The sequence below is a fragment of the Erwinia sp. TECH1 genome (genome assembly GCF_054057575.1).
The window spans coordinates 3,431,038-3,445,030 of record NZ_JBSRZK010000001.1; the positions used below are offsets into that span (position 1 = coordinate 3,431,038).

Genomic DNA, 13,993 nt, shown 5'->3' on the forward strand with positions numbered 1-13,993 from the left:
CCTCACGGGCGAACGTAAAATCGCGCTGCGACCGACTACCTTACCTGCACTGGCCGCAATTTCCCACGGGCATCAATCTGAATCTGGCGTCTGAATCCGTTATCAGATTTTTCAGGACGCGTTGCGCTTGTCCAGCGCCGCCGTTACCGCCTGCAAAAGGGGCGGCACATCCAGCTGCGGCAGCATAACCTCCACCAGCGAGAGACGCGAGGTCTGTTCAATCACTTTTACCACTTCCTGCAATTGAGCGCTCTCTTCTACCCGCCAGCTTTGCGCCTCGCCGCGCGTGCTCAGCGCCTGCGGCAGCTGTGTCCAGTTCCACTGAGCAATGTCATTGTAGCGCTGATGCTCGCCGTGAATAGCCCGCTCAACAGTATAGCCGTCATTATTAAGAATAAAGACGATCGGTTTCAGGCCGTCGCGCAGCATCGATCCCAGCTCCTGGATGGTCAGCTGGGCCGCTCCGTCGCCGCAGAGCAAAATCACGCGCCGCGCCGGACAGGCGAGCTGTGCGCCCCAGGCGGCGGGCAGCGTAAAGCCGATCGATCCCCACAGCGGCTGACAGATAAAGGTAACGTCTTCAGGCAGCCGCAGCGCCGCCGCGCCAAACGCGGCCGTGCCCTGATCGGCCAGCACGATATCGCCGGGACGCAAAAAGTCCTGCATGATGCGCCAGAACGCATTCTGACTCAGTGCGCCAGCGGTCAGCTCGGGCAGCGCCGGCGGCAGCGCCTGCACATCGCGCCAGCCTTCGCCATAGCGTGTTGCCAGCTGATGCAACACGGCAACGGCATCCTTCATGGCGATCTGACTGAACGTCTGTGTACCAACCCGGCAGCGATACAGGCCAATATCAATATTACGTAGCGGATCGATATGCTGGGTGAACCCGGCAGTGATGGTATCCGTCCAGAGCGTGCCGACGGTGATCACCACGTCGCGCTGTTCGATATGCCGCTGCGTATCGCCCGCGCTGGCGGCGCCTGAGTAGGTGCCGACAAAGCCCGGCTGCTGTTCCGGCAGCACGCTTTTGCCCATCAGCAAGGTTGAAAAAGGCAAAGCCGTTGCCGTTACCAGTTTATGCAGCGGCTCACGCATTGCGGCGCGATCGGCAAGAAAATCGGCCAGCAGCGAGACGCTTTCAGCTTCCGCCAGCAGGGCTTCCGCCGCCGCGCTGAAGGAATCCAGACTGCTTTGCAGCGATTCGGCCCGGTAAGTCAGCGTGCCGATGGGCGGCTGGATGGGCGCTTCCGCCACGTCCGTAGGCATAAAGAGGTAAACGGGACGATGTTCGCGCAGCGCGGTAATCAGCAGCCGGTCGATTTCCGCCGCCGCGTTTTCTCTGGTCAATACGGCCTGCGCTATGGTGACCTCACGGGCAATGCGTAGAAAATGCGCGTAGTCGCCGTCGCCCAGCGTATGGTGCAGCAACAGCTTCTCTTCCTGCGCCGCGCTGGCTGGCGCGCCGACAATATGGATAACCGGCAGATATTCGGCATAGCTGCCCGCCACGCCGTTTAAGGCACTCAGTTCACCCACGCCGAAAGTGGTGAGCAGCGCCGCCGCGCCGCGACAGCGCGCATAGCCGTCGGCGGCATAGGCCGCGTTCAGCTCGTTGCTGCTGCCCGCCCAGGCAATCTTTTTGCTGGCGATAACGTGATCCAGAAACTGCAAATTGTAATCGCCCGGCACGCCGAACAGATGCCCGATGCCGATTTCCTGCAGACGCAGCAACAGATAGTCTCCAACGCTTTGCATGGCTTTCTCCTCTGATAGGTTGTAATGAGTATTGCGCATCCTTTGCGCGCCATGTGAAATCCGTCGTCGCCCGCGATGGCAAGCAAAGATGACGCCTGAGACTTTTCCGCAAGTTGCGATCCGCCGCGCGAACCGGTTCGGTGTAACCGTATACACTGCTATGCTCATTTTGCCTTTCCTTCTGAGCACAGGAACTTTTCATGGTTTATCAGCCTGACGAAAATCGTTATCAGACAATGAGTTATCACCGCTGCGGCCGCACCGGCCTGAAGCTGCCCGCCGTCTCGCTCGGCCTGTGGCATAACTTTGGCGACAGCACGCTGGTAGAGAACAGCCGCGCGCTGCTGCGCCACGCTTTCGACCAGGGCATTACCCATTTTGACCTTGCCAATAATTACGGCCCGCCGCCCGGCTCGGCAGAAGAAAACTTCGGTCGCATTCTGCGTCAGGATTTCGCTTCGCTGCGCGACGAGCTGATTATCTCTTCCAAAGCGGGCTATACAATGTGGGACGGGCCTTACGGCGACTGGGGCTCACGTAAATATCTGATCGCCAGCCTCGATCAGAGCCTGAAGCGTATGGGCCTGGACTATGTCGATATTTTTTATCACCACCGTCCCGATCCGGAAACGCCGCTGGAAGAAACCATGACCGCGCTGGATCACCTGGTGCGCCAGGGGAAAGCGCTTTACATCGCGCTTTCTAACTATCCGGCGCAGCTGGCGGCGGAGGCCATTGCCATCCTTAAGCAGCTGGGTACGCCCTGTTTGATCCACCAGCCGAAATACTCCATGTTTGAACGCGCGCCGGAAAACGGCCTGCTGGACGTGCTGCAACAGCAGGGCGTCGGCTGTATTGCTTTCTCACCGCTGGCGGGCGGCGTGCTGACCGATCGTTATTTGCAGGGCATTCCGGAAGATTCACGCGCCGCCAGCGGCAGCCGTTTCCTCAGCAGCGAGCAGCTGACGCCGGAGAAAATGGAGAAAGTGCGGCAGCTGAACGAGCTGGCGCAGCAGCGCGGCCAGAAACTGTCGCAAATGGCGCTGGCCTGGGTACTGCGCGGCGGTCGCGTCACGTCAGTGCTGATCGGCGCCAGCAAAACCAGTCAGATAGACGATGCCATAACGATGCTGAACCAGCGCGAATTCAGTCAAAGCGAGCTGGATCGCATCGACGCGATCCTCGCCTGATCCCTTTGCCGCCGCGTCCTGCGGCGGCCTGTCTTACTGACATTTCCTTTAACACTTTTTCGACACTTTTAGGAATTAGCCAGGCGAAACCCCTGCGCTCTCCTTATAATACTGGCATCAGGGCGGAGCAGTTGTGCCGCTGATAAGGAGAGAAAATGAAACATCTATTGCTTATTGCCGCTTTGCTGGCAGGTTCAGCCTTACACACAGCACAGGCTGATAGCGCCCGGATTATGTTAGCGCCGGGCGTTTCGCTTCATCTGGGCGATCGCGATCGTCACGGGCGTTACTGGGACGGCGGCCGGTGGCGCGAAGGCCACTGGTGGCGCAACAACTATCGCTATGGCGAAGGCCGCTGGTGGCGCCATGAACAGTGGCGCCGTCAACAGGAGATGCGTCAACGGCATGAATGGCGACGCGACCAGCGCTGGCGCGACCACGAAAGGCAGCGCGAATGGCGTCACGAGCGGGATCGTCACCACGACGGACGCTGGTAAAAAAAAGGGTGCTCACAGGAGCACCCTTTTTCACTTGTTGCTTAGCGTCTCGCCTAAAGCTCCATCGCTATAGATATCAGCAGATAGAAGTTCAGCGCCACCACCACCACCACGATAACCTTGCCTGCCGCCTGCATCAGGCGCGAGTTCACCAGTTCGCCCATCAGTTCGCGATTGCCGGTAAAAGAGAGCAGCGGGATAAGCGCCAGCGCGATACCGAAGCTGAGCAGCACCTGGCTCATCACCAGAATGCGCGTCGGCTCCCAGCCAGCCAGGATCACGATAAACGAGGGCAGCATCGTCACAACACGCCGCACCAGGAGCGGAATACGTATATGGATAAAGCCCTGCATTACCACCTGCCCCGCCATCGTTCCCACTACGGTGGAAGAGAGTCCGGCCGCCAGCAGGCTCAGACCGAAGACTATGGCCGCCGCACGGCCCAGCAGCGGATCGAGCGTCAGATAGGCCTGATCCAGATCCGCGATGCCGGTATGGCCGCTGAAGTGAAAAGCCGCCGCCGCCGTCGCCATCATCGCCAGATTCACAAATCCCGCGATGGTCATGGCGACCGCCACATCCAGTTTTGTCGAGGAGTAGCGCTCTGCGCGGCTGCCGCCGTCAGGGCTTTGCGTTAAGGAAGAGTGCAGATAAATCACGTGCGGCATAATCGTTGCGCCCAGCACGCCCGCCGCCAGCAGCACCGCATCGGCGGTCGGCAGCGTCGGCACGGCAAGGCCCTGCATCAGATCCATCACTTTTGGCTGAGAGAAAAACAGCTCGATCACATAGGCCGCCGCCACAAACAGCAGCAGGCCGCCGATGACCAGTTCCAGCGGCTTCTGGCCCCGGCTTTGCAGCATCAAAATCAGGAACGTCACCACGCCCGTCAGCACCGCACCCTGCAGTAAACTGACGCCAAAGAGCAGCTTAAAGCCGATAGCCGCGCCGATAAACTCGGCCAGGTCGGTGGCCATGGCGATAATTTCCGCCTGGATCCAGTAGAACCATACGGCAGGACGCGGAAAGCGATCGCGGATATGCTCCGCCAGGTTTTTGCCGGTGGCGATGCCCAGCTTAGCGGACATTAACTGGATCACCATCGCCATGATATTGGCCCAGACCACCACCCACAGCAGCTTATAGCCATAGGAAGCGCCAGCCTGGATATTGGTCGCGAAGTTGCCGGGATCGATATAGCCAATCGCCGCAATAAAAGCGGGCCCCATCAGCGCGAATTTGATTTTACGGGAACTACGGACCGTCTGCTCCGCGGTGCGGCCTTCAAACATCGTCTTACCCCTTAATACACCCGAGGAAGGTATTGTCATTCAAATGATAATGATTATCAACATCATTTGCACTGGTTAAACTTATCGCTGTAATAGCCTACGCTAAAAAGTATAGCCTTTGCTATACCCAAAGGTAGCGTTTCGTGTGGCCGATTTGTAAGCGATAAACTTACTTTAGGTTAAAAAGTATTCCCCCACAAGTTGACGGGTGGTTTTTTAAACAGTATCAGGATGTGACAGGAAAGCAGAATGTCGATTTAAGCCGATAGGAATTTATTATATTGAGGCTTTAGTCTCGTTTTTCTGCAACTTGTTACATAGAATGTGCAGCGAAATATAACAGCCTTCAAATTTGGAGCACTCATGTCCCGCATTCTGCATTTTGCTTTGGCGCTGGTGGTGGTGACGTTACTGGCCTTACTGGTCAGCAGCGATCGGAAAAATATCCGCGTCCGTTTTATTATTCAGCTTCTGGTGATCGAGGTGCTGCTGGCCTGGTTCTTCCTGAACTCCGAAATCGGCTTAGGGTTTGTCAAAGGCTTTGCCGGCTTCTTCGACAAGCTGCTGGGCTTTGCCGCTCAGGGCACCAGCTTTGTCTTTGGTGGCATGAACGATAAAGGCCTGGCGTTCTTCTGGCTTAACGTACTCTGCCCTATCGTCTTTATCTCCGCCCTTATTGGTATTCTGCAACACTTCCGTATTCTGCCCGTGGTTATCCGGGCAATCGGCACCGTGCTGTCAAAAGTCAACGGCATGGGTAAGCTGGAATCTTTTAACGCGGTAAGCTCGCTGATTTTGGGACAGTCAGAAAACTTTATCGCCTATAAAGATATTCTGGGCAAAATGTCGCAGCGCCGCATGTACACCATGGCCGCTACGGCGATGTCGACCGTATCGATGTCCATCGTCGGCGCCTATATGACCATGCTCCAGCCGAAATATGTGGTGGCCGCGCTGATCCTGAATATGTTCAGCACCTTTATCGTGCTGTCGTTGATCAACCCGTACCGCATCGAAAACGAAGAAGACCTGAAGCTGAACGATCTGCATCAGGGACAGAGCTTCTTTGAAATGCTGGGCGAATATATCCTTGCCGGTTTCAAAGTGGCGGTCATCGTCGCCGCGATGCTGATTGGCTTTATCGCGCTGATCTCCGCCGTCAATACGCTGTTTGATACGATTTTTGGTATCAGCTTCCAGGGCGTGCTGGGCTATGTGTTCTATCCTTTTGCCTGGGTAATGGGCGTGCCCGCCAGCGAAGCGTTGCAGGTCGGCAGTATCATGGCGACCAAGCTGGTTTCCAACGAATTCGTGGCGATGATCGACCTGCAAAAAATTGCCGGTACTCTGTCGCCGCGCGGCGAAGGCATCCTTTCCGTGTTCCTGGTTTCTTTTGCCAACTTCTCCTCTATCGGCATCGTGGCGGGCGCTATCAAAGGCCTGAACGAAGAACAGGGCAACGTAGTGTCGCGCTTCGGCATGAAGCTGCTGTACGGTTCGACGCTGGTTAGCGTGCTCTCCGCTTCCATTGCAGGCCTGGTGCTGGGCTGATAGCGGTCTGGCTCGACAAGAAAGGCGAATCTCCGGGTTCGCCTTTTTTTTGCGTATCGTCTCGCAGTAAAACATTTTATGTCGCGCATCCGGGAAGATCGCCTTTAACCCATAATAAAAGTAATGCTATAAAGCAGCCCATGAGACTCAGGATGAGGATTTGTTATGGCGGGCTGCCACTATGAAATCTTACATAGCGAGCTGCAGGGATTTGATGTCTACAGGACGATGGATATCAGATTTATGTTTGCTGCCCAGGTAAATCGGCAGATGACTTTCCGATTGGCCTTTTTTGCGAAAGCGGCAGCCGAAATACCGCTACTCATAAAGCTGTTCGGTGATGAAGTAGCTGACGCCAACCAGGCCGTCGTCAGCTTTTACAACCTTGAAGCACAGGATAATCCCGACTGCGATATGTTCGACAGGCCGCCAGCCGCCGCCGCGCTTACGCTACATGAAACGCTGTTTTTTTACGCGTCTCTGATCGACATCATTCTGCAGGTTGCCAGGCGAGAAAACATACAACTCCTGACCTTCCAGGCGTATACTCCTCAACTGATTAAAGTTTACGATCGGCTGGTCAGGCAGCAGGCTGGCCCGCGCAACCTCAGGGTATTTAAAGAAGGAGCGAACTATGTGCTACAAACGGACAATTGAAACCCCAACCCAACATATTGATTTCGACGCTATCCGCATGCAAAAAAAGGCAATGATTAGGCAGCTCCTGCAGGCGAAGAAAAAAGCGGAACAGGCAGGCGAGATAGTCAGCAAGCCTTTTAAGATGGGTGACTGAAAGCTTTTGCCTTTCCTGACCCGCCTTTCGCGGGTCGGTTCGATAAGCCTCCCAGGCTTCCGGCGCGCTGCTTGCTTCGCGTTATTTTCTTAGTCAGCACGCCTTACCTTTTAATCAGCACGCCGCAGCATTCAGCCAACATACCTCAGCGTTAAATCAGTGCACCTCGGCGTTTAGCCAGCGTCTCGCCCGTTTAGTCAACACACCGCAGCGTTTAGCCAGCGGCTCGTTCGTTATGCGCCAAAAGCCGCCTTCGCCATAGCTGTTTTTTAACTTTCCTCAGCACATATAAGAATTTCACAGCTTACGTCTCTGAAAGTAGGGTTCCTTCTACGCCCTTTTCTGCCCGCCCACTTCGGAGAATTCAGGATGAGCATTCAGTTTCTTGGCATGATCGGCCATCGCCTGGCCTCGGAAATCATTCCGCCCAGCGGCCCCATTTTTAACAAACAGTATATCGCCGACTTCGCCCGTGCCCATGAACAGGCCGGCTTCGATCGCGTTCTGGTCGGTTATTGGTCAGATCAGCCCGACGGCTTTCTGGTCACCGCCCACGCGGCGGCACATACCTCAAAAGTGAAGTTCCTGCTGGCGCACCGTCCCGGCTTTGTCTCCCCTACCCTTGCCGCCCGCAAGCTGGCGACGCTGGATCAGCTGACCGATGGCCGCCTGGCGGTGCATATCATCAGCGGCGGCAACGATGCCGAACAGCGTCGCGACGGTGATTACCTTAACAAAGCCGAACGCTATGCGCGCACCGATGAGTTTTTGCAGGTGCTGAAAAACAGCCTCACGGCCGAAGCGCCTTTCGACCATCAGGGCGAGCTTTATCAGGCTGAACAGGCTTTTTCCGCCGTCAAGCCGCTACAGCCGCAGCTGCCGGTCTATTTTGGCGGTTCCTCGCCGGAAGCGATTAGCGTGGCGGCGAAACATGCCGACGTTTTCGCGCTGTGGGGCGAACCGCTGGCGGGCGCGGCCGAAACCGTGCGTACGGTACGTGCCGCCGCCGCTCGCCATGGTCGACAGATCGGTTTTAATATCTCTTTCCGTCCGATTATCGCCGCGACCGAAAAAGAAGCCTGGGAAAAAGCGGAGTATATCCGCGAAACGGCCCGGCAGAAGCTGCTCGCTACCGGCCACGACTTCGGCCTGCCAAAACCGCAGAGCGTCGGTGCGGAACGGCTGTTCGCCGCTGCTAACGAAGGCGATCGCCTGGATAAAAATCTGTGGACCGGCATCGCCAAACTGGTCGGCGGCGGCTATAACTCCACTTCGCTGGTCGGCACGCCGGATCAGGTTTCCGACGCGCTACTGGATTACTACAACCTGGGCATCGAAAGCGTGCTGATCCGGGGTTTCGATCCGCTCAACGACGCGCTGGAGTATGGCAAAGAGCTGATCCCGCTGACGCGCGAAAAAGTTGCGGCGCGCCGTGTCGCAAGGAGCGCCTGATGCGTCTGGTCGTCGCCATCCTGCTTTCGGTTATGGCTGGCGCCGCTACGGCGGCAGAAAAAGTGACGCTGCGCCTGGGTGACGTTAAGGGCGATCGCTTTATTTCGCTACGAGAGTCCGGCGAGCTGAATAATTTACCTTATGAGCTGAAACTGACCTCATTTGACTCCGGCGCGCCGGTGCAGGAAGCGCTGAACGCCGGCGCGCTGGACGTAGGTTTTACCGGCGATCTGCCTTTCCTGTTTGTCTATGCCGCCGGCGCGCCGGTGAAGGCGGTAGGCGCATGGCAAAACAATCCCGACAGCATCGCCCTGCTGACGCGGCCAGACAGCGGTATTCACAAGCTGAGCGATCTGAAAGGCAAACAGATCGCCGTCAATCGCGGCGGCTGGGGACACTATCTGGTGCTGGGGCTGCTTGAGCGCGCCGGACTGAAGCCCGCCGACGTTAAGCTGCGTTTTCTTGGCCCGGTTGATGGCCGCGCCGCGCTGGCCAGCCATGCCGTAGATGCCTGGGCGACCTGGGAACCCTATGTCTCTTCGGCCATCGTGGTGGATAACGCGGTACTGGTGCCGCAGGGCGGCGGCAAAGGCATTCTTTCCGGCTATTCGTATGCGCTCGCCCGCGAGGAAGCGTTAAAGGATCCGGCTAAACGTCAGGCGATCGCCGATCTTCAGGGCCGACTGGCCAAAGCGCAGATCTGGGCGATACAGCATCCGGCAGCCTTTGCCGACGCGCTGAGCAAATCGCTGGGGATGCCGCCCGCCATTACGCAGCGCTGGATCGCCAGCGCGCAGATCCGTCCGGTCAATTTCACGCCCACGCTGGCGGATTCGCTCCAGCATTCCGCCGACTTTTTCTTACGTTACCGCGTGCTGCCGAAAGCGGTGAATGTCCGCCAGGCTTTCGATTATCAGCTGGCGGGCCAGGCTAATCAGGCGGCCGCCGGATTAACACAGCCTGCCGGGGAGAACAGCCATGAGTAACCTTCAGCACCATCGTTTGCGCGCCTTTGTCGGCGATCTGGCTACGCTGCTGGACACAAAGCCTCCAGAACAGCGCGTGCTGCAAGAAGGCAGCGAGCTGCTAAAACAGCTTATCCGCCACGATGACTGGCTGGCTGAGCCTTTTACGCAGACCGATCCGCAGCGCTATCAACAATATCTGCTGTATGCCGACGCGCAGCAGCGCTTTTCTGTTGTCAGTTTCGTCTGGGGAGCGGGCCAGTCAACGCCGGTGCACGACCACCGGGTCTGGGGGTTAATTGGCATGCTGCGCGGCGCGGAAGTTGCGCAGCACTTTCGTCGTGATGAGCAAGGCGCACTCTGGCCCGAAGGCGAGCCCGTTCGCCTGAATGCTGGCGACGTAGAGGCCGTTTCGCCTGAGGTGGGTGATATCCACCGCGTCAGCAACGCTTTTGCCGATCGCCCCTCCATCAGCATTCACGTTTACGGCGGCAATATCGGCGCGGTGAAACGGGCCGTTTATAACGAGGACGGCAGCGAAAAACCGTTCATCTCCGGCTATAACAACGCTTTTTTACCAAATATTTGGGATCTCTCACATGGCTAAGCAATCACTGCCTTTACGTCACTACAGCGATATTCGCTACGCCCTGCTCCAGCGCCAGGAAACTGCGCTGCTGGACGTGCGGGAAGAGGCTTATTACGCCGAAGGCCACCCGCTGTTTGCCGCTAATATTCCCTTGTCGAAGCTGGAACTGGAGATAATTAACCGCGTCCCACGCCTGGCGACGCCCGTCACGCTGTATGACAACGGCGAAGGCCTGGCGCAGGCCGCCGCCGAAAGGTTAATCGCGCTGGGCTACAGCAACGTGGCGCTGCTGGCGGGCGGCCTGCAGGGCTGGATCGAAGCGGGCGGCGAAATCTTTATCGACGTCAATTCGCCGAGCAAGGCGTTTGGCGAACTGGTCGAAAGCCGTGCCCACACGCCTTCGCTGCCCGCGCAGGAGGTCCATGCCCTGCTGCAAAGCGGTGAGCCGGTAGTGGTGCTGGACAGCCGCCGCTTTGACGAATATCAGACCATGAGCATTCCGGGCGGCATCAGCGTGCCGGGCGCCGAGCTGGTGCTGCGGGTCAGGGATCTGGCCCCGTCGCCGGAAACAAAAATTATCGTCAACTGCGCCGGACGCACTCGCAGCATTATCGGTACGCAGTCGCTGGTCAATGCGGGCGTGCGTAATCCGATTTATGCGCTGCGCAATGGCACCATTGGCTGGACGCTGGCCGGGCTGGCGCTGGATCATCAGCAGAACCGCCGTTACGGCGAGGTGAGCGAGACCGCGCAGCTTCAGGCCGCACGCAGCGCCCGGAAGGTTGCCGATCGCGCTGGCGTCAGGCAGATTACGCTCGCTGATTTGACCGCTTTGCGGCAGCAAACCCAGCGCACGGTTTATCTGTTTGACGTGCGCGACGCCGAAGAATACGCAGCGGGTCATTTACCCGGCGCTCGCCACGTGCCGGGCGGCCAGCTGGTGCAGGAAACGGATCACTATGCCAGCGTGCGCGGTGCAAAAATCGTGCTGGTTGACGACAAAAAAGCGCGCGCCGATATGAGTGCCTCCTGGCTGACGCAGATGGGCTGGGACGTTGCGGTTGTGGATAATGTCAGCCGACAAGATTTTATTGAGCACGGCGACTGGAAACCCACGGTGCCGCCCCTGCCCGCCCTGCCGGAAGTGGAGCCAGCCGGGCTGGCCGCATGGCTGGAAGCGGGCGACACGCAGGTGCTGGATTTCACCACCAGCGCGAACTATGTGGCGGGCCATATCCCCGGCGCGTCCTGGCTGCAACGCTCGCTGCTGACGCGGACGGGCAGCGCTGCGCTGCCGACGGCAGAGCGTTACGTGGTGACCTGCGGCAGCAGCCTGCTGGCTCGCTACGCCGTAGAAGAGCTGTCCGCGCTGACGCAAAAACCGGTAACGGTTCTTAAAGGCGGCAACGCAGCCTGGCGAGCTGCCGGTTTACCCATACAGCAGGGTGAAACAAGACTTCTGCAACCGCGGGACGATCGCTACCGTCGCCCTTATGAAGGCACCGACAATGCCGCCTCTGCGATGCAGGCCTACCTGGACTGGGAATATGGCCTGATTTCGCAGCTGGATCGCGACGGCACGCACGGTTTTAACGTCCTTACGCCCTCCGCCTGACTTTGCCAGGCCGTGTTAAAGCGGCCTGGTTTCCCGCCCGCCGCTTTTCTGCCCCGTTGGTCGAATCGGTTTAGCACTTTCGTTTTTTTTGACTATGCTTAGTCCTTAACGGTCAGAAATCACCGAATCCGTTGTAAAAATCATTGTTATTCATTCTGTTGCCGAGCGAACTCAGGTTCCTGCGGCAGCATAATTCATTTATCACCGGCATTCTTGCTGGTTCAAGAGGAGAGCCTATGTCGACGACAAATCGCCCCCAACCTCCACTCCCAGAACAACAGCAAACATGGCCGGGAGCGACTAACGAAATGCAGCCCGTTCCCGATCACGGCGAAGCCAGCTATCAAGGCTCCGGCCGTCTGAAAGGTAAAAAAGCCATTATTACCGGTGGCGACTCCGGTATCGGCCGCGCCGTGGCTATCGCCTATGCTCGTGAAGGCGCGGACGTGCTGATTTCCTATCTGGACGAGCACGAAGATGCGAAAGAAACCGCGCGCCTGATTGAAGAAGCGGGACAGAAAGCAGTACTGGTGGCTGGCGACGTGACCGAAGCGGAACACTGCAAGGCTATCGTCAGCAAGGCCGTGGAAGCCTTCGGCGAAATCAATATCGTGGTCAATAACGCCGCCTTCCAGATGACCCGTGAGTCGCTGGATGAGATCAGCGATGACGAGTTTGACCGCACGATGAAAACCAATATCTATGCCATGTTCCGCATCTGTAAAGCGGCGGTGCCGCATATGCCTGCGGGCGGCTCTATTATCAATACCGCCTCGGTTAATGCCGATCAGCCCAAGCCGAAACTGATTGCCTATTCCGCCACCAAAGCGGCGATTATCAACTTTTCCGGCAGCCTGGCTGCTCTGCTGGCGGATAAAGGTATTCGCTCCAACGCCGTGGCCCCTGGCCCGATCTGGACGCCGCTGATCCCTGCCACGATGCCGACCGAACAGGTTAAAAACTTCGGCAGCGAAGTGCCAATGCAGCGCGCCGGGCAGCCTGCCGAGCTGGCACCTGCCTATGTGATGCTGGCCAGCGACGAAGCCAGCTATATCTCCGGCGCGACCATCGCCGTCACCGGCGGCGTTGCCGTCATCTGATCGTCTGGCTATGGGGCTGCGGCTCCATAGCCTTCTCGCCCGTTCTCTTCCCGCTTTCCTGCCCGGACGGCCTTGTCACGCCCTAAGGACAGAGAACGGACGTCTTTTAAGGAGCGAAGATGAAAGCCTATCCCTTACGGCTGACGCTGCCGATTGCCACCCATATCTTCGGTGGCGAACTGATTAAAACCCGCCTCGCCAAAACGGGCCTGCCTGACGGACGCATAGCGGAAACCTGGGAAGTTAGCGATGTGGAAGGCATGCGCGCCACCGTTAAAAACGGCGACTATGCCGGTATGAGCCTGCACGAGCTGACCGAACGCTATCCCGACGAGCTGGTTGCGCCCGGCTGGCGCGGCCCGCATTTCCCGCTGCTGAGCAAATTTATTGACGGCACCGGGATGCTGCCGGTGCATCTGCACGCCAACGATGAGGCAGCGCAGCGCCTTGAGCAGCAGCCCAACGGCAAAAGCGAGGCCTGGCATATTTTATGGGCCGCGCCCGGTGCCAGCTGCCTGGCAGGCATCAAGCCCGGCGTCAGCCAGCCACGCCTGCGCGCTGCTCTGCTGGCTGAAGAATACGACGAGGTAATGGAACGCTATCCGGTTAAAACCGGCGACACTTTTTATGTGCCGGGCGGCATGCTGCACTCTTTCGGCCCGGATACGCTGATTTATGAAATTGAGCAAACGTCCAATATCCAGCAGCACGCCATGCCGTGGCAGATGGAGGACGGCAGCAAAATATCGCCGCAGGAGCGGGAGAAGAACATCGACGCGCTGCTGGCGGAGCTGCGTCCGGAGCTGACCACGCGGCCGCATCAGGGCCTGACCGTGGAAGAAAACGATCGGGTCACGCGGCTGTTTTGCTGTGCCGGGCCTTATTTCGCGCTGGAACGCTGGCGGGTTTCCGCCGCCTGTGACTACGGCTTCACGCGCGCGCGCATTATTTCCAACCTGGGCGAGCCGCTGCAAATTGAGGCGGCGGGCGAAAGCTGGACGTTGGAACGCGCGGAAACGCTGCTGCTGCCCGCCGCGCTGGGCAAAGTCACTTTCAGCACACCCGGCGAGTTCCTGGTGGGCTATGTGCCGGATCTGGAAGCCGAAGTGAACCAGCCTTTGCGGGCGCGCGGTTATGATGAGCAGGCTATCGCCATGCTCGGTGACGTCAAAGATCAATTACGTTAGGAGT

The 13,993-nt window shown here is 58.1% G+C and carries 12 protein-coding genes; 10 read left to right on the plus strand and 2 right to left on the minus strand.

Annotated features, from left to right (window positions below; all coding sequences use genetic code 11):
• Nucleotides 1-111: 111 nt before the first annotated feature.
• A complete protein-coding gene (locus ACVWZ0_RS16060; protein WP_253459537.1) occupies nucleotides 112-1,758 on the minus strand; it encodes an alpha-keto acid decarboxylase family protein in 1,647 nt (548 codons plus the stop codon).
• Nucleotides 1,759-1,958: 200 nt separating this feature from the next.
• Between ACVWZ0_RS16060 and mgrA the strand changes: the two genes are divergently transcribed.
• A complete protein-coding gene (gene mgrA, locus ACVWZ0_RS16065; protein WP_253459533.1) occupies nucleotides 1,959-2,948 on the plus strand; it encodes an L-glyceraldehyde 3-phosphate reductase in 990 nt (329 codons plus the stop codon).
• A 155-nt stretch (nucleotides 2,949-3,103) separates the two neighbouring features.
• Nucleotides 3,104-3,445, plus strand: coding sequence for a DUF2502 domain-containing protein (locus ACVWZ0_RS16070; protein ID WP_253459530.1), 342 nt, complete (start codon nucleotides 3,104-3,106; stop codon nucleotides 3,443-3,445).
• A 53-nt stretch (nucleotides 3,446-3,498) separates the two neighbouring features.
• On the opposite strand, the gene ACVWZ0_RS16075 is transcribed toward ACVWZ0_RS16070, so the two are convergent.
• Nucleotides 3,499-4,737: an Nramp family divalent metal transporter gene (locus tag ACVWZ0_RS16075; RefSeq protein ID WP_253459527.1), complete on the minus strand. Its 1,239-nt coding sequence runs from the start codon at nucleotides 4,735-4,737 to the stop codon at nucleotides 3,499-3,501.
• A 363-nt stretch (nucleotides 4,738-5,100) separates the two neighbouring features.
• Between ACVWZ0_RS16075 and ACVWZ0_RS16080 the strand changes: the two genes are divergently transcribed.
• The 8 genes from ACVWZ0_RS16080 to ACVWZ0_RS16115 all read left to right on the plus strand — a co-directional run bounded on the left by ACVWZ0_RS16080 (nucleotide 5,101) and on the right by ACVWZ0_RS16115 (nucleotide 13,989).
• Nucleotides 5,101-6,288: a NupC/NupG family nucleoside CNT transporter gene (locus ACVWZ0_RS16080; RefSeq protein ID WP_253459524.1), complete on the plus strand. Its 1,188-nt coding sequence runs from the start codon at nucleotides 5,101-5,103 to the stop codon at nucleotides 6,286-6,288.
• Between the two features lie 270 nt (nucleotides 6,289-6,558).
• On the plus strand, nucleotides 6,559-6,945 hold the full coding sequence (locus ACVWZ0_RS16085) for a hypothetical protein (protein ID WP_456784360.1): 387 nt from the start codon (nucleotides 6,559-6,561) through the stop codon (nucleotides 6,943-6,945).
• 505 nt (nucleotides 6,946-7,450) lie between these two features.
• Nucleotides 7,451-8,533, plus strand: a complete 1,083-nt coding sequence (locus tag ACVWZ0_RS16090) for an LLM class flavin-dependent oxidoreductase (RefSeq protein ID WP_253459518.1) — start codon at nucleotides 7,451-7,453, stop codon at nucleotides 8,531-8,533.
• Nucleotides 8,533-9,519 (plus strand): ABC transporter substrate-binding protein, encoded by a 987-nt coding sequence (locus ACVWZ0_RS16095; RefSeq protein ID WP_253459516.1) that lies wholly within the window; start codon nucleotides 8,533-8,535, stop codon nucleotides 9,517-9,519. The genes ACVWZ0_RS16090 and ACVWZ0_RS16095 overlap by 1 nt, the downstream gene beginning before the upstream one ends.
• Complete coding sequence (locus ACVWZ0_RS16100) at nucleotides 9,512-10,105, plus strand: cysteine dioxygenase family protein (RefSeq protein ID WP_253459514.1); 594 nt, start codon at nucleotides 9,512-9,514, stop codon at nucleotides 10,103-10,105. Before ACVWZ0_RS16095 ends, ACVWZ0_RS16100 begins: the two co-directional genes overlap by 8 nt.
• A complete protein-coding gene (locus ACVWZ0_RS16105; protein WP_253459512.1) occupies nucleotides 10,098-11,702 on the plus strand; it encodes a rhodanese homology domain-containing protein in 1,605 nt (534 codons plus the stop codon). Before ACVWZ0_RS16100 ends, ACVWZ0_RS16105 begins: the two co-directional genes overlap by 8 nt.
• A gap of 236 nt (nucleotides 11,703-11,938) precedes the next feature.
• Entirely contained in the window at nucleotides 11,939-12,802 is an 864-nt protein-coding gene (locus tag ACVWZ0_RS16110; protein ID WP_125290865.1) for a glucose 1-dehydrogenase, read from the plus strand.
• A gap of 119 nt (nucleotides 12,803-12,921) precedes the next feature.
• On the plus strand, nucleotides 12,922-13,989 hold the full coding sequence (locus ACVWZ0_RS16115; protein WP_253459510.1) for a class I mannose-6-phosphate isomerase: 1,068 nt from the start codon (nucleotides 12,922-12,924) through the stop codon (nucleotides 13,987-13,989).
• The last annotated feature ends 4 nt before the right edge of the window (nucleotides 13,990-13,993 follow it).